The organism is Methylophaga marina, from assembly GCF_030296755.1.
Lineage (GTDB): Bacteria > Pseudomonadota > Gammaproteobacteria > Nitrosococcales > Methylophagaceae > Methylophaga > Methylophaga marina.
Window position 1 is genome coordinate 375,229 of the sequence record NZ_AP027741.1, and the last position, 25,385, is coordinate 400,613.

General features: G+C 43.7%; 18 protein-coding genes, 5 tRNA genes and 2 pseudogenes. 9 read left to right on the top strand and 16 right to left on the bottom strand.

All coding sequences use genetic code 11. From position 1 onward, the window contains the following. Positions 1–35 precede the first annotated feature (35 nt). The gene (locus QUE24_RS01850) at positions 36–2,186 is read right to left on the bottom strand and encodes an ABC transporter substrate-binding protein (protein ID WP_284722425.1); all 2,151 of its coding nucleotides are present in this window, start codon (positions 2,184–2,186) and stop codon (positions 36–38) included. Between the two features lie 129 nt (positions 2,187–2,315). On the opposite strand from QUE24_RS01850, the gene QUE24_RS01855 reads away from it, so the two are divergent. Both QUE24_RS01855 and QUE24_RS01860 read left to right on the top strand, forming a co-directional pair. Further along, positions 2,316–3,104, top strand: coding sequence for an enoyl-ACP reductase FabI (locus tag QUE24_RS01855; protein ID WP_284722424.1), 789 nt, complete (start codon positions 2,316–2,318; stop codon positions 3,102–3,104). Positions 3,105–3,175: 71 nt separating this feature from the next. Continuing rightward, positions 3,176–4,378, top strand: a complete 1,203-nt coding sequence (locus QUE24_RS01860; protein ID WP_284722423.1) for a dicarboxylate/amino acid:cation symporter — start codon at positions 3,176–3,178, stop codon at positions 4,376–4,378. Positions 4,379–4,421: 43 nt separating this feature from the next. On the opposite strand, the gene QUE24_RS01865 is transcribed toward QUE24_RS01860, so the two are convergent. The 8 genes and pseudogenes from QUE24_RS01865 to QUE24_RS01900 form a co-directional block, all read right to left on the bottom strand. Beyond that, entirely contained in the window at positions 4,422–6,305 is a 1,884-nt protein-coding gene (locus tag QUE24_RS01865; RefSeq protein WP_286304986.1) for a SurA N-terminal domain-containing protein, read from the bottom strand. A gap of 92 nt (positions 6,306–6,397) precedes the next feature. Further along, positions 6,398–6,474, bottom strand: a tRNA-Asp gene (locus QUE24_RS01870). 9 nt (positions 6,475–6,483) lie between these two features. Beyond that, positions 6,484–6,559, bottom strand: a tRNA-Val gene (locus tag QUE24_RS01875). Between the two features lie 11 nt (positions 6,560–6,570). Further along, positions 6,571–6,843: an HU family DNA-binding protein gene (locus QUE24_RS01880; RefSeq protein ID WP_091711754.1), complete on the bottom strand. Its 273-nt coding sequence runs from the start codon at positions 6,841–6,843 to the stop codon at positions 6,571–6,573. 207 nt (positions 6,844–7,050) lie between these two features. Beyond that, entirely contained in the window at positions 7,051–7,860 is an 810-nt protein-coding gene (gene rsmA, locus QUE24_RS01885; protein ID WP_286304987.1) for a 16S rRNA (adenine(1518)-N(6)/adenine(1519)-N(6))-dimethyltransferase RsmA, read from the bottom strand. Between the two features lie 7 nt (positions 7,861–7,867). Continuing rightward, positions 7,868–8,853, bottom strand: a pseudogene (gene pdxA, locus QUE24_RS01890) (4-hydroxythreonine-4-phosphate dehydrogenase PdxA). Next, positions 8,850–10,115, bottom strand: a complete 1,266-nt coding sequence (locus QUE24_RS01895) for a peptidylprolyl isomerase (protein ID WP_286304988.1) — start codon at positions 10,113–10,115, stop codon at positions 8,850–8,852. The pseudogene pdxA and the gene QUE24_RS01895 overlap by 4 nt, the downstream one beginning before the upstream one ends. An 83-nt stretch (positions 10,116–10,198) precedes the next feature. Next, positions 10,199–12,457 (bottom strand): LPS-assembly protein LptD, encoded by a 2,259-nt coding sequence (locus QUE24_RS01900; protein WP_286304989.1) that lies wholly within the window; start codon positions 12,455–12,457, stop codon positions 10,199–10,201. Positions 12,458–12,742: 285 nt separating this feature from the next. Here QUE24_RS01900 and QUE24_RS01905 point away from each other — a divergent pair. The 3 genes from QUE24_RS01905 to QUE24_RS01915 all read left to right on the top strand — a co-directional run bounded on the left by QUE24_RS01905 (position 12,743) and on the right by QUE24_RS01915 (position 13,062). Continuing rightward, positions 12,743–12,818 (top strand) — tRNA-Ala (locus tag QUE24_RS01905). 23 nt (positions 12,819–12,841) lie between these two features. Beyond that, a tRNA-Glu gene (locus QUE24_RS01910) sits at positions 12,842–12,917 on the top strand. A 70-nt stretch (positions 12,918–12,987) separates the two neighbouring features. After that, positions 12,988–13,062: transfer RNA gene (locus QUE24_RS01915), tRNA-Glu, on the top strand. Between the two features lie 89 nt (positions 13,063–13,151). Here QUE24_RS01915 and lptG read toward each other — a convergent pair. Further along, a complete protein-coding gene (gene lptG / locus QUE24_RS01920) occupies positions 13,152–14,216 on the bottom strand; it encodes an LPS export ABC transporter permease LptG (protein WP_286304990.1) in 1,065 nt (354 codons plus the stop codon). Continuing rightward, positions 14,216–15,346, bottom strand: coding sequence for an LPS export ABC transporter permease LptF (lptF, locus tag QUE24_RS01925; RefSeq protein ID WP_286304991.1), 1,131 nt, complete (start codon positions 15,344–15,346; stop codon positions 14,216–14,218). The genes lptG and lptF overlap by 1 nt, the downstream gene beginning before the upstream one ends. A gap of 90 nt (positions 15,347–15,436) precedes the next feature. Between lptF and QUE24_RS01930 the strand changes: the two genes are divergently transcribed. The 3 genes from QUE24_RS01930 to QUE24_RS01940 all read left to right on the top strand — a co-directional run bounded on the left by QUE24_RS01930 (position 15,437) and on the right by QUE24_RS01940 (position 20,325). Beyond that, a complete protein-coding gene (locus tag QUE24_RS01930; protein WP_286304992.1) occupies positions 15,437–16,927 on the top strand; it encodes a leucyl aminopeptidase in 1,491 nt (496 codons plus the stop codon). A 2-nt stretch (positions 16,928–16,929) separates the two neighbouring features. Further along, complete coding sequence (locus QUE24_RS01935) at positions 16,930–17,355, top strand: DNA polymerase III subunit chi (protein WP_286304993.1); 426 nt, start codon at positions 16,930–16,932, stop codon at positions 17,353–17,355. A gap of 147 nt (positions 17,356–17,502) precedes the next feature. Further along, positions 17,503–20,325 (top strand): valine--tRNA ligase, encoded by a 2,823-nt coding sequence (locus QUE24_RS01940; protein ID WP_286304994.1) that lies wholly within the window; start codon positions 17,503–17,505, stop codon positions 20,323–20,325. Positions 20,326–20,396: 71 nt separating this feature from the next. Here the strand turns inward: QUE24_RS01940 and QUE24_RS01945 are convergent, their stop codons facing one another. The 5 genes and pseudogenes from QUE24_RS01945 to QUE24_RS01965 all read right to left on the bottom strand — a co-directional run bounded on the left by QUE24_RS01945 (position 20,397) and on the right by QUE24_RS01965 (position 24,939). Next, positions 20,397–20,951: a PepSY domain-containing protein gene (locus QUE24_RS01945; protein ID WP_286304995.1), complete on the bottom strand. Its 555-nt coding sequence runs from the start codon at positions 20,949–20,951 to the stop codon at positions 20,397–20,399. A gap of 155 nt (positions 20,952–21,106) precedes the next feature. Continuing rightward, positions 21,107–22,801, bottom strand: a complete 1,695-nt coding sequence (locus tag QUE24_RS01950) for an NAD-dependent malic enzyme (protein WP_286304996.1) — start codon at positions 22,799–22,801, stop codon at positions 21,107–21,109. 119 nt (positions 22,802–22,920) lie between these two features. Further along, positions 22,921–23,268 (bottom strand): LuxR C-terminal-related transcriptional regulator, encoded by a 348-nt coding sequence (locus tag QUE24_RS01955; protein ID WP_350226608.1) that lies wholly within the window; start codon positions 23,266–23,268, stop codon positions 22,921–22,923. A gap of 6 nt (positions 23,269–23,274) precedes the next feature. Next, a pseudogene (locus tag QUE24_RS01960) lies at positions 23,275–23,576 on the bottom strand (response regulator); the annotation flags it as partial. Beyond that, on the bottom strand, positions 23,566–24,939 hold the full coding sequence (locus QUE24_RS01965; protein WP_286304999.1) for a sensor histidine kinase: 1,374 nt from the start codon (positions 24,937–24,939) through the stop codon (positions 23,566–23,568). The pseudogene QUE24_RS01960 and the gene QUE24_RS01965, both read right to left, overlap by 11 nt. A 193-nt stretch (positions 24,940–25,132) precedes the next feature. Here QUE24_RS01965 and QUE24_RS01970 point away from each other — a divergent pair, with 193 nt between their 5' ends. Continuing rightward, positions 25,133–25,330 (top strand): hypothetical protein, encoded by a 198-nt coding sequence (locus QUE24_RS01970; protein WP_286305000.1) that lies wholly within the window; start codon positions 25,133–25,135, stop codon positions 25,328–25,330. Positions 25,331–25,385: the final 55 nt, after the last annotated feature.

Here is a 25,385-nt window from a genome sequence, read left to right on the forward strand (position 1 = left end):
GTGCATTCTACCTAATCGCATAGTAAAAATCTCCTCTATGACGAAGGAAAACGATGCTTTTTATGCTTCTTAGCTCTGTAAATTAAAAACGCAGGCAGAACCATCAGCATAATGACAATAAGTACGACGCCTAATGGCCAGAGTATCGGCTGATTCCACTCAGACTGAAGTTTTTCACGTAATGACGCATCAATACGGCGATATTTCAATGTGTTATTCGCCATTAAGTTAGGCTTAACATTATGATTCCATTGATGATAAAGCGAAAACTGTTTTGGATGAAAGCCCCAGATCCATGGCGCGTCTTTTCTAGCAATCTCAACCATACGGTTTATGATAGATCGGCGCTCGGGACTGTTCGACATCGTTCGCATCTGCTCAAAAAGCATATCAAACTCTTTGTTGTGATAATTGGCGGTATTTTCACCACCAAATTCTGCTCGGCCATTGGGTCCATAAAGTAAAAATAAGAAATTCTCCGGATCAGGATAATCTGCGTTCCAGCCCCATTGGAATAACTGGGTTCGTCCACGACGAATTTTATCTTGAAAACGATTGTAGTCACTGCTTCTGATGACGAGTTGTATTTTGAGTTTTTTGAATTGCTTACGTATCCAATCTAAATCGGCTTTACTATCAGGCCCACTCGCCGTGGTATCCAGGTAAATAACGAGCGGCTCGCCAGTTTTCTCGTTCCTGCCATTGGGGTAACCCGCTTCTGCTAAAAGTTGCTTAGCAGCGTCAAGCGATTTACGAACAGCTTGTCCCTTCTCCCATTTGTATATGTGTGTGTTAATACCTGATTTTCCCTCACTGTAACCAAAAATACCGGGAGGAATGGGCCCTTGGGCGGGGATGCCTCGCCCATTCGCAAAGATAGAAATATATTCCTCTTGATCAATAGCGATTGAAATAGCTTGCCGAAGTTTCCTTGCTCGCTCTGTGTAGCCACCGACAACGGGGTCCAGCATATTAAATCCAGTATAGAAACTTGTCGCCGCAATGGCTGTTTCAAGCTTTATTCCTTTCTCTTTCATGACATCACTTAAACCAAACTCACCTGATGCTGACACATTCACGGCTTGCTCGAAACTGTCTGAACTAATGCCACTTACATCGTAATAGCCTTGCATAAATTTCCCCCAATAAGAGGTACTTTCTTTTTCAAGGGTAAACACAATTTTGTCTGTTAAAGGCAGCGATTTTCCTGCATCGTTCAGCAGACCATTTTGCCGATCCGTTTCCTCCCCTTCTGTTGGATAACGCTCGCCATGAAAATGAGGGTTTTTAGTCAGTACCATGCGTCGGTTTGGATCATTTTCAGTCATATAAAAAGGACCCGTTCCGACTGGGTACCAATCAAGGGTTATGTTCTTATTTATCAAGCCTGGTTGTGAGTAAAACTGTTCTGCTTCCCAAGGGATTGGGGCAAAAAAAGGCATGGCTAACCAATAATCGAGTTGTGGATATTTGCCATAGACCTTGATTTGATAATGGTAGTTATCAACGATGTTGACGCCACTGATGTCATGCTGACGAAGATCGACTACGTCGCCTTTTTTACGAAGATCTCTTAACTTCTGAGCATAGTCTTTTAGTCCAACAATATGCTCTGACATCACACCAAGTATCGGTGAGTGAATTTCGGGATGAGCCAATCTCTTTATCTGATATACAAAATCATCTGCCACCAGTTTACGGGTATCTGTTTGCTCAAAATCTGCTAAATCTTCTATATCAGAGAGTTCTTCATCGGTTAAGTTATGGTACAGCCAGACACCGTTTTCATCTCTGGCAAATGCAGGGTGTGGCTGGTAATAAATATTCTGTTTGATGGGAATCGTATAAATTGAGTATGCAATATCATCATCAGTCTCCTTAACAGGATGATTATCCTTGTCCAGGTAGACTACATCAGGCATTGATTCAGCTGCCAGGGGCTCTAGTTGATAAGGTCTTTTCAGGTAGTGGTATTGATATGGCGGTTCGTAAACCTGGCCAGTAATGATGACCTCGTTTGCGCTGTAGGATCTGGCAGGATCCAAGTGTTTGGGTCGTAGAGAAAAAGCAGCGTATAGGATCTCTTCATCGCTGGACGCTTCAGGATAAGGTGAATTTATCGCCCCCTTATCACAGGCTGTTGTGAAAAACAGCACGATAGCGAGCAAGCAATATATCAATCTCATACAACCTCATTGCGGAACATTAGATAGTGTCTGCATCATACCAGTAGAAGATTACTGCATGCTTGCCCTTTCCGTCATCCCCAAAATCAGGTAAGTTATCCCGCTTTATATGTAGTTTAGGAGAGACACATGGGTTTTCTGCAAGGCAAACGTGCGTTAATCGTGGGCGTAGCCAGCCCCCGCTCTATTGCATCTGGTATTGCTCATGCTATGGCACGAGAAGGTGCTGAATTGGCTTTCACTTATCAAAATGAGAAATTAAAATCACGCGTTGAAAAAATCGCTGAAGAGTGTGGCGCCGATCCTGCACTGGTCTTTCCTTGTGATGTGAGCAGTGATGATGAAATTAATGGTGTATTCAAGTCGTTATCTGAGCATTGGGATGGCCTAGATACGATTGTTCATTCTGTTGCCTTTGCCCCACGTGAGCAGCTACAGGGTGGGTTCGTTGATAGCGTTACACGTGAAGGTTTCGCTATGGCGAACGATATTAGTGCCTATAGTTTTGCTGCATTAGCTAAAGCAGGCAAAGACATGATGGCAGGTCGCAATGGCTCATTATTAACATTAAGCTATCTGGGTGCAGAAAAAGCCATTGATAACTACAATGTCATGGGCGTAGCTAAAGCGGCTTTAGAAGCCACTGTTCGTTACATGGCATACTCAATGGGTGAACAAGGTATCCGTGTCAATGCAGTGTCCGCTGGCCCAATCAAAACACTGGCTGCTGCTGGTATTGGTGATTTTGGAAAAATGCTCGCCTACGGTGAGAGAAACTCACCACTTAGAAGAAATGTAACGATTGAAGAAGTCGGTAATGTAGCTGCTTTTCTCTGCTCTGATTTAGCTTCAGGTGTGACGGGGGAAATTACCTATGTTGACGCTGGCTACAATATTGTCGGTATTGGTGATAAGTAATTCCATTGTATTGCTAGAACTCATAAGGGCATTCATTAATGCCCTTTTTTTGATCCCTATTTGGAGGCCATATGTCTCATAAACATGCCATGATTTTATTGGCCTTCATTGTCCTTGGCGCAGTGAGTGGTGTTTTCTTAGGGTGGTATAAACCTGACACAGCCACACAGATAAGTTGGCTTGGAACACTGTTTCTCAATGCATTGAAAATGACCATCATTCCATTGGTTATTGCATCCATTGTCAGTGGTATCGGGTCATTAGGGAATCTGAAAAAGCTAGGCAGGCTGGGTGGACTGACCTTACTTTATTACAGCTTATCAACCGCTGTCGCCGTTTTTATCGGTCTGGTCGTTGTGAATTGGATTCAACCAGGTGCAGGTATGCAATGGAGTCAGTCAGAGGTGCCTGAATATATTCTGGAGAAACAGGACACCGGTGCCAGTGATATCATCTTATCCTTGGTCTCACCTAATCTGATTGCTTCAGCAGCAGAAACACAACTCCTTCCTTTGATTGTCTTTGCCATTTTGTTTTCAATGGCCTTAAGTACGTTAGGTGAAACAGGCAGACCGGTCTTTCAGCTGTTTGATGGCATCAATGAAGCCATGATGAAACTCGTTATCTGGGTAATGCATCTCGCTCCACTAGGCATATTTGCTTTAATTGCTGCTAGGCTGGGTAATGCTGGAGGTGGTGAACATTTTTTAAGTGAAATGAAAGCGGTTGGCTGGCATGTAGTGACTGTACTGACGGGACTTCTTGCACACGGCATATTGTTATTTATCATTCTGCTATTAATGACACGCCGTGGCATAAGCTATCTGCTTGGAATGGGCCGAGCCTTGGTAACGGCATTTGGTACAGCGAGTTCTTCTGCAACCCTACCATTGTCGATGGAATGCGTCAGAGAGAATGGTATTAGCCATAAAACCAGTAAGTTTGTTCTGCCACTAGGGGCAACAATTAATATGGACGGTACTGCACTTTATGAAGCGGCGGCTGTTATGTTTATTGCCCAGGCTTATGGCATTGACCTTAGCTTGACCCAACAAGCTATTGTTTTTATTACGGCTACCTTAGCTGCTATTGGTGCCGCTGGCATTCCAGAGGCAGGTCTAGTGACGATGGTGATTGTTTTAAGCGCTGTGGGCTTACCACTAGATGGTATTGCATTGCTGCTTTCAGTAGATTGGTTTCTCGACAGATTCAGGACATCAATCAATGTATGGAGCGATAGCGTAGGCAGTGCAATTGTTGATCGACTGACATAAAAAAAGGCGCATGGCGCGCCTTTTTTCTGCTCATGAAGATTGTTTATTTTAATGCATCTTGATGAATATCTATTTCAGCATCATGACGTAATTGAGCGATGAAAGCTTCAACTTCAGCGGCCGCATAAATACCTGTAAGCTGTTGTTGAAGTGCTTTTCTCTGCTCTTCATTCACATCATCAATATTACCGTTTCTGACTGAAGTTAATTTAATAACCACATAATTACCATTATCAGCAGAAAATCCTTCATAGTTAGCTGATGATAATGGTTTAGCCATGGTAAATGCTCTCTGAAGAATCTGACCACTCACTTGTTCAGCATCGCGTCCATAAAACTCAGGCGCTTGCCAATTTGTCAGTAAAGAGTCTGGAGCTTCACCAGATTTCACTTTTTCCAAGATTGACTCACCCTCATCCTGGGCTAGTTTTCTGGCTTTATCAAAAATCAACTGCTGTTTGATAGCAGGAGACACAGACTCAAAAGGTAAAACCGTCTCCGGAATATGCTTGTTCTTATGAATGACCAGCAAATCATTATCTGACAATTCAATCACTGCACTATTCAGATCATTTTTCAATACATCTTCACTGAATGCCGCATCAATTACCTTCTTATTACTGGTAATACCCTCTTCAGTGCCTGTACGGGTAAAACTTGGCGTAGTTTTAATTTCAAGACCCAGAGCTTCTGCTGTCACATCAAGGCTATCCGGATTTTCGAAACTTAGATTGGCTAACTGTTCTGCTTCATCATAAAAAACAGATTCAGCTTGCTGACGGCGATATAAATTTTCAACCTCGTCCCGCGCCTGAGCAAAGCTTTTACCTTCAGGTTTTTGAATCCCAGTAAGTTTAATTAAATGATAACCAAACTCAGTCTTAATGGGCTCACTGACATCGCCAACGTTTTCTAATGCAAATGCCGCTTCTTCAAACGCCGGGTCCATAACATCTCTGCCAAAGAATCCAAGATCGCCACCATTACTGGCCGATCCGGTATCTTGCGAGGCATCTTTAGCTAATTCAGCAAAGTCTTCCCCCTCATTGATACGGGTTTGGATAGCTTTAATTTTTTCTAATGCGCTCTCGTCATCACCTTCAACTAAGATATGACTTGCACGGCGTTGCTCAGGGCCAACAAACTGATTTTGATTATCTGCATAGAATTTTTTCAAATCATCTTCATTGATTTGAATATCTTTTGCTAACTCATCAACAGATAATTCAATATAGTTGAGTTTGACTTGTTCAGGCGCTGTGTATGCGGCTAGATTATCGTCATAATATTGTCGAATTTCTGCATCATCCACATTCACTTCTTCAACAAATTGTTGGATGGGCACAATACCGTAAGCAATCTCACGTTGCTGTCTTTCTAATCTCAATGCTTCATTCAGTAATTTCACACTGGCAATTGATGAGCTTTGAATATTTGTTGTCAATTCTTGTGATAGTAGATCAGCTCTCAATTGGGCTTCGTATTGAGTGGGTGTGTAACCGACTCTTGCCAGAACCATCCCATAATAGTCTGAGTCAAATTGCCCATCACGTTGAAAGGCTGGGGTAGAACGAATGAACTGAGAGACAGCAGCATCACTAATATGCTGTTTTAAGGTGATATTCGCGTCACGCAATAATCGTTGTTCAATAAGACCATCTAAAACATCTTTTTTTACAGTAGCACTGTCGAACATAGCCGGATCGAACTGATCGCCCATCATACTTCTCATGCGGTCACGGTATTGCTGAAGTGACGACTGTAATTCTGTTTGAGTGATGGGAGAACCATTAACTTCGGCCACAACCACTGCCGAAGCACCAGATAAATATGAATTGATGCCCCACAGAGCGAATGGAATACTGATTAAACCAACGATGAACCAGGCAATCCATCCCTGGGCGTGATTACGTATGAAATGCAACATATGAAGAGAACCTTCCCGAAATGTTGTTAAAAACGGCTATTCTAATACAATAGGCAAAAAAAAGGCGCATATGATGCGCCTTTCCTCTTTTTTGGCGGAGCGGACGGGACTCGAACCCGCGACCCCCGGCGTGACAGGCCGGTATTCTAACCAACTGAACTACCGCTCCGTATATTCTTGGTGGGTGCTGAGGGGATCGAACCCCCGACCCTCGCCTTGTAAGGGCGATGCTCTCCCAGCTGAGCTAAGCACCCCAAGAAAAAAACTAGTTTACAGCATCTTTTAATGCTTTGCCAGCTTTAAATGCAGGAATTTTTGCAGCGGCAATTTTGATTTCTTCACCTGTGCGTGGGTTACGGCCAGTACGTGCTGCACGCTCACGAACAGAGAATGTACCAAAGCCAACTAATGTGACTTGATCGCCACTGCTTAGTGCTTTAGTTACGGCAGATGTCATGCCATCAACAGCTTGGGCCGCTTTTGCTTTTGAAATGTCAGCAGCTGCAGCAACTGCATCGATGAGTTCAGATTTATTCACAGCTTAATTCCTCATATCATTATTTATTTATGTCGTCCAAGTCCCAATAGCGACGTTAAGTTATGCTTCTGAGTCCCATTGGTTCTGAGTATCTAACTACAGCAAAATCAGCGTGTCAAGACAGTTAATTTCAGTTGTTAGCAAGATGTTATCTCTATCACACTCATACTTTATCCAGCTGAATTAGATTTGGCTAATCTGGCATGATTATTGAGATTCAGCTGATGCGGCCAGATAACAGCGTGTCAATCTGACAAAAGCATCGACAGAAATGGTTTCAGGGCGTTGTGTTGGATCGATGTCAGCAGCAAGAAAAATTTCTGGAGAAATCAACTTTTTCAATGTGTTAGCTATGGTTTTTCGGCGTTGACTGAAGGCTTGAGTCACAATCTGACTTAACACACGTATATCGACATCCCCACCAAGAGGTTGTTTGCGTGGTTGCAGATAAATAATGGCAGATTCCACTTTGGGTACTGGATCAAACGCCTCTGGTGGCACCACAAATAACATGTCTGTATGACATTGATACTGAATCATGATGCTCAATCGACCATACTGCTTTGTCCCAGGCTGCGCACAGATGCGCTCAACAACCTCTTTCTGCAGCATAAAACACATATCACTAATAGCGTCTGCAAAGCTGAGTAAATGAAACAATAAAGGTGTGGTGATGTTGTAAGGTAAATTGCCAATGATTCTAAGTGGTTTTTGCTCAGTGATTAATTGAGAGTAGTCATATCTCAACGCATCCGCCTCGTGAATCTGTAATTGCTTATAGTCACTAAACTGACGTCTCAATAGCGGCACCAAGTCCCGATCAAGCTCAATCACATCTAGTTTCGAGCAACGTTGTAGTAGTGGCTCTGTCAACGCACCACGTCCAGGTCCGATTTCAACCAGATGTTGCCCTTCTTCAGGGCTGATTGCTTCTAATATTGAATTAATAATACTTTCATCGTGTAGAAAGTTTTGTCCAAAGCGTTTTCTTGCTCGTGGAAAAGATGATTGGCTCATAAGTTACTCATTGTGTATTCGCCATGGCTATTGCCATTTTTAGAGCGGCATACAAACTACTCGGATTCGCACGTCCTGTGCCTGCTAAATCAAGAGCTGTTCCGTGATCTACCGATGTTCTGATGAATGGTAAACCCAATGTGACATTAACGGCCTTACCAAATCCGTGATGTTTTAACACAGGCAAGCCCTGATCGTGATACATCGCTAAGACTACATCATAGTTTTGTAATTTATCTTGATTAAAAATAGTATCGGCTGGCCAGGCACCCGATACGGCATAGCCATCTTGAATAAAGCGATTAATAACAGGCTGGATAATGTCAACTTCTTCGCGACCAAGATGACCATCTTCGCCAGCATGAGGGTTTAATCCACATACCGCTACCCTTGGTAAAGCGAGACCGAAGTGCTGCTGCATGGCATGATGAATGATGGCAATCACCTCACTTAGTTCGTCAGACGTAATGGCATCCGCCACGTCTCGAAGTGGTAAGTGCGTAGTAGCCAAAGCCACTTTCAGTGAATCCGTCGCTAACATCATGACGACTTTTTTACGCCAGCCCCATCTGCAAAAAACTCTGTATGGCCAGTAAACACCTCACCAGAGTCGTTAATGATACCTTTGTGCACAGGGGCCGTGACGATGGCATCAAATTGTTTAGATAAGCAGCCATCCAATGCCGTTTGCAAAGTATCCAAGACATAACGGCTATTCAGGTGATTCAATTCTCCAGCTTTCACATGGGCTTTGAGTCGATGCGGTAAAACAAAAAGCTCGCCAGCCTCGGCTAATTGTCGAGGCTCGGATAGCTCGATTTCAATTAAACTTATCGACAAGCCAAGCAGTTCTGCTCTTTGTTTAAGCAGTTCAGGATCCGCTAAAGCGATAAGCTGAGCTTCATGTTTTTGCTGCGCTAATGACAGAATAAGATCAGGTCCAATACCTGAAGGTTCTCCTGGAGTTAGTGCTATACGTTTGATGACACTCAAGGATTACGATACTCGACGTAAGCTTCATCACGCATTGAACGTAACCATGTTTCCATTTCTTCATCAATTTTACGCTGGCGAATTTGTTCTCGCGCTTTTCCACGTTGATATTCTTCCGCCATATTTTCTTCTCGACGATCGAACACTTTGATTAAATGCCAACCAAATCGACTTTGAAAAACATCGCTCATTTCCCCGACGGCTAAGGCATTCATTTTTTCTTCAAATTCAGGAACCATCACGCCAGGACTTACCCAACCTAAGCTTCCGCCATCAATGGCAGAGCCCGTATCGTCAGAATTCGCTCTGGCTAGCTCGGCAAAGTCTTCACCATTAACAATACGTTCTCTCAGTGTTTCCAGCCGTTTTTGGGCTTCTTCATCTGTTGTGAGTTCGTTGGTTTTAATCAGGATATGACTGGCTAATGTTTGTTTGACAAGATGCACATCTTCACTTTTTTTGTCTTTCACTCTAACCAAGTGATAACCACTACCACTACGCAAAGGTTGGCTGACTTCACCGATACTTAATGTGGGTACCACATCAGCAAACAGTGATGGAAGCTCACCCTGTTTACGCCAGCCTAACTCACCGCCTTCCAAAGCATTTTGACCATCAGAATATCCCGCAGCGACTTGAGCAAAATCGCCGCCTTCGTTCAATAATGCTTGAACTTTCTCTAACTTCTCCTGGGCTGACTGAACTTCTTCAGGTGAAGCGGCTTCGGGCATACTGATGAGAATATGTTGCAGCTCATACTGAACTTGGCCACCCTCTTGCACTTTTTGTGTAGCAAGGAAATTATCGACTTCACGATCGGAAACCACAACGCGGTCTTCGACCTGAGCCTTACGTAATCTTGAAATGATCATTTCATCGCGGATCGTTTCTCTGAATACGCTAAAGTCATAACCATCTTCTTCTAACACATCTCTGAACTGTCTCAATGTCAGTTGATTGTTATCCGCGATCTGCTTGAGGGCAGCATTAAGAGCATCATCCCCTACTCGAATCCCCACTTTATCTGCTTCTTGTATTTGCAGACGTTGCATGATTAATCTTTCAAGCACTTGCTTACGTAGAACATCACTGGGTGGCATTGCAGCATCACGCTGACGGATCTGTTGACGAACCGTTTGCTCCATATCCTGCAAGTCACTTTCAAGAATGACTTCATCATTGACAACTGCAACAATCCTATCCAGAGATTGAGCCCAAACATTGGTTGCCAGCAATAAACCGACAATCAGATACTTAATCATTAAACTCTATTACTCCAAAATTTATTTTTTAATTGGTTTCGTATAAGTCAGAAATGAATCGACTTGCGAATGGCTCAAGGAGTTCATTCCGCTTCGAAACCACGAATACTGCGTTCAAGTAAGCTATCAGATTTTTGACCGAAACTACCTAAGCCTTTTAATTCTATTTGTAGGTAAATCGCTGTATTGCGCTCTTGATCGGAAACATCGTTCACATAATCACGCATAACTAGGCGTGTTGCCCAGCAGCAACTGTCATATTGTAAGCCAGCAATTTTTTCCAACGTTTCACCTTGATCGATAGCATGATACCAACGACCAAAGAATTTCCAACGTTCTGATAATGGAATCTGCGTGGAAATATCAATTTGTTCCAATGACTCTTCAATACCATTATTCGGTGTTGGGTCATCACGACGGTAACGATGAGAAATATTGAAAATACCACCGCTATCATTTTTATAACGCAATCCTACTGATGACATATTCGACTTCAAGCCGCTTGGGTCCCATTGAAATTCACTATTAAATGACCACTCATCGCCAATGTAGGCCACAGCCTCTGCCACCATATCTGAGGTAGAATCTCGTTCAGCAATTGTGCCATCTAACATGACACGCTGATCAGTGAAATATCGAATCTGACCAACCGTTAATCTCAAGTTCTCTTTACCTGACTCTTCATCAATAATTCGACTGGTGACAGCCAGAGTTAACTGATTGGCATCACCAATTCTATCTCGACCAATAAAACGGTTGTGAGAAAATAGGCGTAGTGAGTTGAACGTGGTCAAACTGGTATCAAAGTCGGGAATATCAGTTTGATCCCGCTCAGGTACATACAAATAAAATGCGCGAGGTTCCAATGTTTGGATGTAATTATCACCCCACGCTGTCATTTCACGGTCAAAAAACAAGCCAGTATCAAAGCTGGCAATCGGTAAAGTTCTTGTCGCACTATCATCGTAGGTATTGCTATCGTCGTTTTTCAAACTGTATTGGGTATGGTTTAAGGCTAACCTTGGCGTAGCAAAGAATGCGGCCGTACCCATAGGCATGCTGATTGCTGGTTCGATGTTAATGCGTTGACCATCCACTTTTTCGTTGTGATCAAATTCAACGTATTCACTATCTAATTCATATGTCAGACCTAATGCCTGATCGGGTAAATAACCTTTTAAAACCAGCTGTGGTAAGCGTTTGTACTGCTCTTCCACATCATCTCCTAAGGTCTGGTAACCCTGCGCTCTGGCGGTAAAGCTCCATATATCACCGCTATAGCCTGTTTCCACATTTCTATTTAAATAAGTGCGACTGGAGAGGCTCAGCCCTGATCCAAAGTCTTCAAAATATTCGTCATCAGAGACATAGTTGTAATCAACGATTGCTCTCCAACGGTTATCGAAATAACTTCTGTGCTGCCATGAAAATAGTTTTCTATCTTCCTGGTAGTGCGGGTTGATATCTTCACCATTGGTTTGCAAATCATCTGAATTCAGATAGGTTGCTTCAACTTCACCCTCTCCTGACTCAAATAAGTATCGGAACTGTCCACCCAGCATCAAGCCTCGATCCGACATATAACGTGGTGTCAGCGTGGCATCCATATTCGGTGCTATATTCCAGTAATATGGTGTAAGAACATCAAAGCCGGTTTTATCACTACTACCAACAGAAGGAATCAAAAAGCCTGATTTTCGTTGATCATTTAAAGGAAAGTTGATGTAAGGGGTATAAAAAACAGGCCATCCGCCCATCCTGACCACAACATTTTTTGCTTCACCCACAGCCGTTTCATGATCTAAATGGACTGTATCTGCTTTCAATTGCCAAGCATCACTGTCTTCAGGACATGTTGTATAAGTGGCATCATCAAGATCTGTGGTTTTCTGACCCTTTCTTAATATATGTGCTGCTTCACCTCGAGCATGCATTTGACGGATATGGTATTGCGCATTCAGCATCTGCCCTTGATCATTTGCTACAGACCACTCGGCCTGCTCTGACTCAATCACCATTTCACTATCACGAACACTGACATTGCCACTCGCTCTTACATCGCCACTGTTGCGGTTGTAGGTCGCTCTTTCAGCACTCAGTAATTGGTTATCACGAAGAATATCAACGTTACCAGAAAATACAGAGGTGCCATTCTGTAACAGTTGTACTCTGTTAGCTTTTACGTCGACGGGCGATTCATTCTCGGAAGCTGTTTCTGTAGGAATGGGTAAAAATTGATCTTCATAACCAAAGTGACAAGTTAACCCTTGCTCTTGTTGCGCAGATGCGACGCCAGCTGATAAGGATAGTAACAAGGTTGATAATAGCTTCTTTTTGCGCATGTTCATCCTCAAGCTGCAGCTTTAGCCATGATCGACATCCTGACCTAGTGATAAATAACCCACAATTTATCGCATATTAATGATGAATCGGCAAATTGTAGCGTGATATGGATTAAGCAAAAGTGACTTTATCTAAACAAGCTCAAGTACTTAGTCTAATACTGAGCTTGTTGCCTTAAACACGGTTCATGATAGATTCCGTTTATATCGCAGTAAGATTGAAATTAATTTGTCATGAAATGTTGACAGCATCCAACTCAGTCCCTATGATATGCGCTTCCTTTCGGGGCTATAGCTCAGCTGGGAGAGCGCTTGCATGGCATGCAAGAGGTCGGCGGTTCGATCCCGCCTAGCTCCACCAAAAACCGAAAGAAAAAGTTTTAGGTCCCCTTCGTCTAGAGGCCTAGGACACCGCCCTTTCACGGCGGTAACAGGGGTTCGAACCCCCTAGGGGACGCCAATATCAAAACGGGTTTACAATAAACCCGTTTTTATTTTTAAGAAGTAGAAAAAAGTTTTAAAGTTACTGGGTCCCCTTCGTCTAGAGGCCTAGGACACCGCCCTTTCACGGCGGTAACAGGGGTTCGAACCCCTAGGGGACGCCATCTTTAATCTGTCAGTTCATGACAGATTCTTCTGGCATTATTTCATTCATTTTTATCAACAAGCTATTTTCCACTATCTCATCAACAGCCTATTTTACTCGCTTGTTCATCCACCATGCTAAACCGGCAAATAATAATGTTGGAAACGAGGCGGCCAGCCAAGGCAATAACCCAAAAACCAAACCGATATGCTGAAAACTTTGATTAAACAGGTAAAAACCTAAGCCAATCAAAACGCCAGCCAGAATTCTGCCGCCAATGGGTGATGAGCGTAATGGTCCAAAGATAAATGGCACAGCCAACAAGACCATCACTGCCGTACTGAGCGGCATCATTACTTTACTCCAGAAAGCCAATTCGTACTGAGCGACTGACTGATGGTTTGTCTCAAGGAAAGAGATATAATCCAATAAATTCCATACCGCCAAAAACTCAGGCGGCACCACCACCACATTTAACATGCCTGGGTTCAATTGTGACTTCCAGCGAGCATGTGTTGTCGAACTGACTTTTACACCATTCTCATCAATAGTACTTTGCACGACATCGTTTAATATCCACCCATCATCTTCGTACTTGGCACTACTGGCTTTAGTCAGTGCCCGTAATCTATTGGCCCCGTCAAACTCATAAATGGCAATATTGGTAAATGTTCCATCACTATTAATACGTTCTATATGATTAAAATGATTACCATCTCTTGTCCAGAAGCCATGCTCAGAACGCGTACCGACGGTGCCAGTCTGTGCCACAGACTGTAATTCTCTGGCATGTTCTTCTGTTACTGGTCTGATGACCTCACCAACGACAATCGCTATTAATACGAGAATAGCCGCTACGATCATCACAGACTTATTGATATCTTTGATTGATATACCCGCAGCTCGCATAGCCACCAGTTCACTCTGACTTGCCAAATTTCCTAAGCCAATCACACTACCCAATAACGCAACCACAGGTAGTAATTCATAGATACGTTTTGGCATGGTTAAGGCTAGATAGCTAAGAATATCGAGAAGTTGATATTGTCCTTTGCCAAGATCATCTAGCTCAGTCACGAAATCCATAAAGGTATAAAGCCCAAGAAGCACCAATAACACAACAAAAGTGCTGGACAGAATATGAGATGCGATATATCTGGAAAGAATTTTCATTATTGCTGACGTCTTCGTTTTTGTTGTGTGAGCAGTCGTTGGATTTTTTGTCTATACATCAAAAACAGCATGATCATCGCCATTAGTAGGTGAACCCAAACCATCCCTACACCGACACTAATACTGCCTTTTTCAATCCATGCCTGATTCACACCAAGCAAATTGCTATAGATAATGTAAAGCAATACGGCGGGGACAAAACCCGCATAGCGACCTTGTCTGGGGCCGGCATTAGATAATGGAATAGCTGATATACACAACACAAGCGTCATGATGGCAGCAGAAATTCGCCATTGAATTTCAGCAATATCTTCCAAACCGCCGCGTTGCCATAACACACTGGTCGGGAGCGCTTTATGGCGTTCTCTGACTTGTCCATCATCGCCTTTTTCTACCAACAAACTGTGTGACTCAAATTCTGCAATTGTGAAATCTTGTTGGCCTGCTTTTCCTTCGTAGCGATAACCCTCATTCAGTACCAGAAATTTATCGCCGGTATCGACATCTACTTCAAAATGGCCTGTATCAGAACGAAAAATCAGCGGCTTGTTCTTGCGGTGAATTTCGATAAATACGTTTTCCATTAACTGTTTATCGCTACTAAGTTTTTCAGAATAAAATGTCCAATCGCCATTTCGACTTTCTTTAAAACTCCCCGCAACCAAACCGGTCGTATTCGCTGACATCTTAGCTTTTTGCTCAAGTTCGTAGCGTTCAGCCAAGACACTAGGCACAATAGTTAGCGACAGATACGCAACTATGCCTGCCACAACACCGGAAAATATCAACACATTTCTAATGATTCGTTTACGCGAAATGCCACAGGCGGCCATCACTGTCAGCTCATTATCGGAACTCATTCTCCCGAGTGTGAGCATCACTCCCAGAAAGGCTGCTATGGGTAGCAAGATAGATAGAGCGCCAAGCGAACTGAAACCGAGCAGACTAAAAATAACATCGGCAGGCATATTGCCGACGGCTGCCTCAGCCAGGTAGCGCGCAAATCGTGTAGAGATATAAATTAACCAAAGAACTCCTGTAATTGCCGTCAGGTTAATCACAAATTCCTTGAGCATGTAGCGGTCTATGACCCATAGCCAGGAAAAAATCTGTTGTGGAACGTTGCGCATGAATTAAGAGTCTTGGTTAGAATAGATTGGTATTATCTGACACACTAAAATAACGAAGTCTAAACCAAATTGTCCTTACAGGAGAAATCCATGCAGTATTTTGTCACTAGTGATGCCCTTGCATCTCAGAAAACCGATTGTATTGCCGTTGGTATATACAACGAGGGTGAACTCAGCCCTTCCGCCCAGCAACTTGATAAAGCTTCACAAGGCCAAATCAAGCGTATCGTTGATAATGGTGACTTTAGCGGAAAACCAGGACAAACCTTATTCCTTCACAATCTAGCTGAGATAAACAGCCCTCGAGTATTACTAGTCGGCTTCGGCAAAAAAACAAAAACAACAGAAAATGATTTTAACACCGCCACATCTGCAGCGATTGTAGCGCTGAATGAAAGTGGCGCTGAGAAAGCCGTTTGTAGTTTTACTGATATCGAAGTGAACGATCGCAGTACTGCATGGAAAGCTCGTCAAATTGCCTGCAATGCAGAAACAGCATTGTATAAATATTCACAAACGAAATCTGAAACGAAAGCGGTCGAAAAACCGCTGCTAGCCTGCACTATTTCTGTTGAACAAGATGCTGCTGACATTCAAAAAGCAGCTGAACAAGGTGCAGCTATCGGTGCAGGGATGAATCTGGCTCGTGAACTGGGGAATCTTCCAGGCAACGTATGTACCCCAACTTACCTGGCAGAACAAGCTGTTGCCTTGGGAGAAAAATATGCTTCGATCAATACCACCGTATTAGAAGAGGCAGATATGGAAGCGCTAGGCATGGGCTCTCTACTCTCCGTATCGCGCGGCAGCCGCCAGCCTGCCAAATTAATCACCATGGAATACAAAGGCGCGGGCGACAGCAAGCCAGTCGTATTAGTGGGTAAAGGACTCACCTTTGATGCCGGTGGTATTTCACTCAAACCATCTCAAGGCATGGATGAGATGAAATATGATATGTGTGGCTCAGCGAGCGTGCTTGGCACGCTGCAAGCAGTGGCAGAATTAAATCTACCGATCAACGTAGTGGGCGTGGTGCCAAGTTCTGAAAACATGCCTGATGGTGATGCCAACAAACCTGGTGATATCGTCACTAGCATGGCCGGTAAAACCATCGAAATTCTTAATACTGATGCTGAAGGCCGTTTAATTTTGTGTGATGCACTCACCTACAGCGAGCGCTTCGATCCTGAAATCGTCATTGATATTGCCACACTGACTGGCGCTATCATTGTGGCTTTGGGCAGTACAACGACAGGTTTAATGGCTAATAATCAACAACTGGCTGATGACTTGTTAAAAGCCGGTAATGATAGCTTTGATCGTGCATGGCAATTGCCTTTGTGGGATGACTATCAACCCTTGCTGGACAGCAATTTTGCCGACATCGCCAATGTCGGTGGTAAAGAAGCTGGTAGTGTGACAGCGGCCTGTTTCCTTTCTCGGTTTACAGAGAAATTTACCTGGGCGCATCTTGATATTGCCGGTACGGCATGGAATAGCGGTAAAAACAAAGGCGCTACTGGTCGTCCCGTGCCAATGTTAGTTCAATATTTGCTGAATCGTATCGAGTCTAATCAATAACCATGACTCGAATCAGCTTTTATATTCTAAAATCAAGCGAGCTAGACAAGCGGCAGGCATTTGCCTGCCGTCTTGCTGAAAAGGCCTATCATCAAGGTCATCAAATCTATATCCACACCGCATCAGAGCAGGAAAGTCAGTCAATGGACACGGCCCTCTGGGGAATTCGACCTGACAGTTTTGTCCCTCATGAAGTGACCGATCAATCCGATAATCAAAGCCCGGTTCTCATCGGCTATCAGGACAAAAAGCCTCCAAGACTAATGGATGTGATGATTAACCTGACAGAAGAACAACCTCTATTTTTTAGTCAGTTTGAGCGTGTGGCAGAAATTATTGACGATAATGAATCCAGCAAACAGGCTGGTCGTCAACGGTTTCAGTTTTACAAACAACGTGGCTATGAAATCGAAACTTTCCACGTATAAACCACGCCACTACCGCTAGAAAAACTCAAAACCAACATTCCCTCTGAACAGATGTCCTCACAGCAGGTATAATGCGTCGTTTATTTTGTATCGTATACAAACGACGTTCGTATATTCCGTACACCGACCAGACAGACAAGACATCACATGGACAAAACATACAACCCTGACGCAATTGAGCAACGCTGGTACCAAAAATGGGAACAGGCTGGCGAGTTTAAGCCGACAGGTGAAGGTTCACCCTACGCCATTATGCTACCCCCACCCAATGTGACCGGTAGCCTGCATATGGGGCATGGTTTTAATAACACCATCATGGATACCTTGACTCGTTATCACCGAATGAAAGGTGACAATACCTTATGGCAACCCGGAACCGATCATGCCGGTATTGCCACGCAGATGGTGGTAGAGCGCCAACTTAACGCCGAAGGAAAAACACGTCACGATCTTGGTCGTGATGACTTCACCAAACGTATCTGGGAATGGAAAGAAGAATCCGGCGGTAACATCACGCGTCAATTACGTCGTCTTGGTTCCTCACTGGATTGGTCCCGTAACCGTTTCACCATGGATGACGATTTGTCTGAAGCGGTTAAACACGTCTTCGTGAAATTATACAAAGAAGGCCTGATCTATCGTGGAAAACGATTAGTTAACTGGGATCCCAAACTCCACACCGCCATCTCTGATCTGGAAGTAGAAAACCGCGAACAAAAAGGTCATATGTGGCATCTGCGCTACCCGCTTGCTGATGGATTGACCACCAGTGAAGGCAAGGACTACATCGTTGTCGCCACTACCCGTCCAGAAACCATGCTGGGTGATACAGGTGTCGCTGTGAATCCTGAAGATCCACGTTACAAGGATCTGATTGGCAAAGAGATTCTATTGCCGTTAGTTAATCGACGCATTCCGATTGTGGGTGATGAACATGCCGATATGGAAAAAGGCACGGGCGCGGTAAAAGTAACACCAGCCCATGACTTCAATGACTATGAAGTTGGCAAGCGTTGTGGTCTGCCCATGATCAATATCTTCACACTCAACGCTGATGTACGTGATGTTCCACAGATATTCCATACAGATGGCAGTGCCAATACTGACATTGAAGCCAGTATTCCGGAAGCCTATCGTGGATTAGAGCGCTTTGCCGCACGTAAAGCGATTGTCGCCGACTTTGATACAGCAGGTCTGCTGGAAGAAATCAAAGATCATGATCTGACGGTACCTTATGGAGATCGTGGTGGCGTCGTCATTGAACCGATGCTGACAGATCAATGGTATGTCGATGCAAAAACACTGGCCAAACCAGCTATTGAAGCAGTCGAAACAGGCAAAGTGAAGTTTGTACCCAAGTCTTATGAAAACATGTATTTCAGCTGGATGCGTGATATCCAGGACTGGTGCATCTCGCGCCAACTCTGGTGGGGTCATCGCATTCCTGCCTGGTACGATCAGCAAGGCAATGTTTATGTAGGTCATAATGAAGAGGCTGTTCGAGCTGAGAATAACCTCGCTGCAGACATTCAATTAACTCAGGATGAAGACGTACTTGATACCTGGTTCTCCTCAGCACTTTGGCCCTTCTCAACTCTGGGTTGGCCTAAAGAGGATGACGCAGTAAAAACCTGGTATCCGGGTAATGTGTTGGTTACCGGTTTTGACATCATATTCTTCTGGGTAGCCAGAATGATGATGATGGGCATTCATTTCATGGATGATGTGCCGTTCAAAGAAGTATACATTCACGGTCTGGTTCGTGATTCGCACGGCCATAAAATGTCAAAATCCAAAGGTAATGTGCTAGATCCAATCGATATCATCGACGGTATTGATTTAGAAACACTGGTACAAAAACGTACGTCGGGCATGATGCAGCCACAACTGGCTGAGAAAATTGAAAAAGCGACACGCAAAGAATTTCCGGAGGGTATCGAGCCTCATGGTACGGATGCCTTACGCTTTACCTTTGCTTCGCTCGCTTCTACCGGCCGTGATATCAACTTTGATATGAATCGTATCGCTGGCTACCGTAATTTCTGTAATAAATTATGGAATGCAGCGCGTTATGTTTTGATGAACACCGAAGGACAAGACACCGGTGTTGACAATGATGAAGTGGAACTCAGTCTGGCGGATCGCTGGATTATTTCGCAATTGCAAATTGCCGAAAAAGAGGTCGGTGCAGCCATTGAAGCTTATCGATTTGATCACGCTGCTCAAGGTATTTATGAATTTATCTGGAACAGCTACTGTGACTGGTACTTAGAACTATCCAAACCAGTATTAAATAACGAATCCGCTTCTGATGCAGCCAAACGAGGTACACGTCGTACACTGGTGCGTGTGCTGGAAGCCACATTAAGAATGGCACATCCGTTTATGCCGTTTATTACAGAAGAAATCTGGCAGACCATTGCCCCGCTCGCTGGAGTAAACGGTAAGACCATTATGCGTCAGCCTTATCCTATAGCCGATGAGAATAAGGTTGATCATGCGGCAGTCACCGAGATGGAATGGGTCATGCAGTTCATTACGGGTATCCGTTCTATACGCTCGCAAATGAATATTGCACCGAAGAAAACATTGCCGGTCTTGCTCAAAGATGCTTCTGAATCAGATAGAGCCATTCTGAGCAGTAATCAGCAGTTCCTGAGCCGTCTGGCGAACCTTGAATCAATTGAAATTCTGGAAGGTGCTGCACCCGCAGCTGCAACAGCATTAGTGGGTAAAATGGAAATTCTGATTCCGCTGGAAGGTTTGATTGATAAAGAGGCTGAAATCAATCGCCTGAATAAAGAAATGGCGAAGCTGGATAAAGTCATCAAACAATCTTCAGGCAAGCTGTCGAATGAAAATTACGTCGCCAAAGCACCTCCAGAGGTCGTGGCAAAAGAAAAAGAGAAATTAGCAGGGCTCAAACAATCCTATGCCTTACTTGAACAACAACTTAAGGCTCTGAGCTAACCCACTCTCTGAATTGTAAGCAAAAAAAGCCGCTGATGAACAGCGGCTTTTTTATTTCAGAATAAACTAACTTATTCTTTTTCCATACCAATTTCATACAGTTCGATATTGGCTTCTTCAATTTCACCAGTGGTTGCATCCACATCGACTTTGACTTCATAGCCATGAATGCTTTGAATATCAAATTCGTAGGTCGCATCACCGTCAAAACCCACTTCGTATTCAGAAGCAACGACTTCACCCGGGTGAACAGAAAGAGCGAACTCTTTCGCTTCCGCTTGTGAGATTTTAGCTAATTTTTTGAAAACAGGATCATTAGCATCCACTTCACGCTCAATCTCTGTAATGAAACCTTCTTCAGCGTTACATTCCACATTGTAAGTGTTGCCATCAGCTTTCGCTTCAATGTCGAATTCGTAGATAGGATCATCACCTTCCATTTTCATTTCGACTTTACGAGCATGACCAGGAATAGTGTCTAATGCCGCATCTAAACATGTTTCAATTTTCACGATATCCCAACTGCGAATATCATCTAAATCATAGTTATCCGTATCAGCGAAAGCGGTTGAACTGAGAGTTAAAGCGATGGCAGCGGGAATGGTCTTCAAGAACATTGAAGTCATAGTGTTGAGCTCCTTATTAGATTAGATCAAAAAGATCAGTCTCTACCCACAAGAGCAATGATCAAACTTGTGGGTAAATTATAACATCCACTGAACAGAACAGGAAAAATTCCTATTTCGTAAAATTTTACCAAATGGTAGGCAGGAAGTTTTTCCTAAATACTCACTCGCTTATATTCGCGGTAATCGGGACACCAAAAGATTTTCTCAATTTTTTGCTCTAGTTCTTGATCAGAAATAAAGGGAGCTAATTCTTGTTGTTGAGCCACTTTCACAATTTGTGATGCCATTTTCTTACTCAACTCAGCAATATTGTCTAATGCTGGCAATAAATCACTGCCCTTGCCATTCACAAACGGTGACGCTGAAGCAAGCACCTCACTGGCCACCATCATCATTTCGGGCGTAATGTGTTTTATCTGCCCAGCAATAACAGCTAAACCAATGCCTGGGAAAATATAACTGTTATTACATTGTGCTACAGGGTAAGTTTTATCCTGGTAGTGAACCGGCTCAAATGGACTGCCTGTCGCTATAATCGCTTGACCATCGGTCCAGCGAATCAATGATTCAGGTATGGCTTCAATTTGTTTAGAGGGATTACTCAAAGGAAAGATAATCGGTCTTTCACTGTGCGATAATAGATTTTTTATCAAACTCTCATTAAACAATCCAGCCTGTCCAGAAACACCAATCAACACGGTAGGTTGTACATGCTGAATGACATCATCCAATGCTAATGTGCTGTTATCAACACCCCACTGCTCTCGAATACGAGATTTCTGGCTTAGCCTACGTTGAAAATCAAACAGCCCAGCCATATCGTCAACAAGCAAACCAGCTTTATCAATCATAAACACGCGTTCACGTGCCTGTGCTTCATCCAATCCTTCCGCCATCATTTGACGAATGATTTGTTCAGCAATGCCGCAGCCGGCAGATCCAGCGCCAGCAAATACGATTTTTTGTTGTGACAATGTTTGATTTTTTACCTGACACGCCGCTAATAAGGTGCCAACCGTGACAGCAGCCGTACCCTGAATATCATCATTAAAACAACATAGTTGATGCTGATAATGCTCAAGAATTGGTAAAGCCTTGCTTTGCTCAAAATCTTCAAATTGCAGCAACACATCAGGCCAGCGTTTCTTTACAGCTTTGATAAATAACTCAATGAACTCATCATATTCTATGTCATTAATACGCTTGTGTTTCCAACCGATATAAAGCGGATTATTCAGCAAGGTCTGATTATTTGTGCCGATATCCAACATGATGGGTAGCGTATATGCCGGACTAATGCCAGCGCAGGCCGTATAGAGCGATAACTTACCTATGGGAATACCCATTCCCCCTACGCCCTGATCGCCTAAACCCAGAATTCGACTGCCATCGGTGACCACAATGACCTTAATTTTATCCTTGGTCACGTTATGCAAAATTTCATCAATACGATCTTTATCTGGATAAGAAATAAACACACCACGTGCTCGTCGATATATCTCAGAAAAGCGTTCACATGCTTCACCGACTGTTGGGGTATAAATAATCGGCATCATCTCTACCAGATGCGCCTTTAATAAATAGTAAAACAAGGTTTCATTGTTATCTTGAAGATAACGCAAGTAGATATGTTGGTTGATAGGCGTCTTGAATGTTTTGTATTGAAGATAAGCTCTCTCTGCCTGCTCTTCGATCGTTTCAAACCGATTTGGAATAAGTCCAGTCAGGTTAAAGTCATGACGCTCCTGCTCACTAAATGCCGTGCCTTTATTCAACAATGGGATGGCAAGTAAAGCAGGTCCTGCATGAGGGATATAGATTGGGTCTTTAGGCTTGCTCGCAGTCATCAACATACCTCATTGAGATTTAGGTATGTCCAGTAAAACAGCAAAGCAACAACTGGTTCAAGTTGTTGCTGTATCTTAGCTGATTTTATAACGGTATGTTTGGCACGGGTTTGCTGTGATTAAGGTTTGATAATGCCTAAAACGACAGCAATATTCGCCAGATCGGCTGCGGTATTGACTCGCAACTTATTCTTAATCTGCGTGTTGTAGTTCGCTATGGTTTTATAGCCCAAATGCATATCAGCGGCGACTTCGTGGGCATTCATGCCTTTCGCTAAGCGACAAAACACATCAAACTCTCGTGGTGAAAGTAAGTCCAGCACTTGCCTGTAATGCTCAATATCGTTGTGACGCACATCATCAATTTCAGGCATGAGTTGTTCTTCGATATAGCGCTTGCCATCCGCCACGGTTTTCACCGCTTCCGCCAGCACTTCTGCCGCACTATTTTTACTTACATACCCCATGGCACCGGCTTCGAGCGCGCGCTCTACATAGATCGCTTCATCATGAATGCTATAAACCAGCACGACTGCCTTGGGATCTTGCTTATGCAGACGACGAATCGCTTCCAGCCCCCTATCCCAGGCATAGATAGATCCATCACCACCACATCAGGTTGAAGCCGCTCATATTCCTGAGAGACAAGCTCGCCTTGATTCAAATCGGTGATATCGCCGATAAAGGGCTGAGAAGCCAGTAACATGCGAAACCCTGCCCGGACTACCGCATGGTCATCAACGAGTAGAACGCTGATTTTATGTTCATTTGTCATGTTTTTTCTCTATGAAGGGCATCCACACACGAATTCTGACGCCGCGTCCTCTTGTCGATTCAAAAATAAATTCGCCACCCATGCTCTGCACTCTTTCACGCATGGCTAATAATCCAAAACCATCACTTGTTGAACCACCTCCCACGCCATTATCTTCAACCAGAATAGTAATGCGATGTTCATCTTTAATACTGGTCGGCTTAACAGTCACATTCACTCTGTCGGCTTTGGCATGGCGAACCACATTGGTCAGACATTCTTGTACTATTCGATACACATGAATGGATACTTCTTCGTCCAATTCGTCTACAGAAGGTTCACAGTTAAGGTCAATTTTTAAGATTGGCTGTCGACGTTTCCATTCATTCACTAAATCAGTCAATGTCGCGTATAGACCCAAGTCACTTAAACTTAAAGGGTGCAGTGTGCGCATCATGGATCTGACCACACCGGATAAGTGATTACATATTTCGATAATGGAATCCGCGACTTTATTCACCTCAGCATCAGGCTGTTTTGTCGCCACAGCCATCGCTTTGACCGCGGTTAATGATTGCCCCATTTCATCGTGTAATTCACGTGATAAATGACGACGTTCCGTTTCCTGAATTTGCATGGTGTGGCGAGCCAATGCCTGATTATTCCGACGTGCAACGCTGAGCGCATCTGTTAAGTTATTCACCTCTGTGGCTATCGCATCAAACTCACTGATTCTGAAGCTCGGCAGGTGCTCTTCGTAATTACCACTTTCTACATTTTTTAAGCCAGACAAAATAGTCTGAACGGCCTTCAGCATGGAATGAAACACCACATTTATCGCCAGGAAAATAATGCCAAGCATTAGGACAATCGACCAGAAATAGACCAGTGATTCTCCCCAGGCTTCGTTGATTTCATCCAGTGGATCCGCGGTAATGACAATGCGCTGTATCGCATCATTAGGCAGTTTAATCTCATAGGTTGAGCTAATGGTATCTGTCATCACCGCCGAAACGAACCATTCTGGTGGACGCACTCTCTGCACACCATCACCACGGCGAGAAAGGGTTGTTTCACGACCATTTTCGTCATAAACACTGATTTGCAAGTGGCGTGTCTCACGCAAGCGACTGATATGTTCTATCCACTCCCCCTCTGTATGCATGTTGCGAGTAAATTGGTTAAGTCCAAACTCCACCATTTGCAAGGCCAAATTGTAAGAAGAACTGACCTCTTCCCTCACGGATTCGCGTGCTTGCCAGATAGTCATGCTTGCGCCGAGCAAGATGATGACAAACACGGACATCACAATGCGCAGATTAATTAGTCCTCTCAAACTCATTGGCCAAAACTCCGCTCTAAATAATTTTTCATAATCAATCACACAGTTATTCCTTCCATCATCCTTGATATCCACTAAAGCTATAACATGAACTACGTCACAAAAGCATTTCACAGCGACAAATATAGACCATGGCAAACGCCATTTTTAACAAAAGGAATTTTTCCTATCACGCAAGGATAAATTGCCTGTTTATTATTCGTTCCCGTCCCGACCAACAGAAATTGAATATCGCATGACTGAAAAAACAGACACCAACATTGACACGGTAAAAACCAAGCTACTGGAATTATTTGACGACATGCTTGGGCATGATGGTTTTGGTGATATCAAGGTCGAGATGAAAATTCTAAAACGCCAGCAGAAGGAAGTCATCCTTCACTGCGGGAAGCAGTATCGATTCGTTATCGACAATCCAAACCTGTCAGCGTAAGTGAATCGAGAGCGAAGTGGGTTCGCCTCTAAAAATTAAATAAAAAAGTCATACC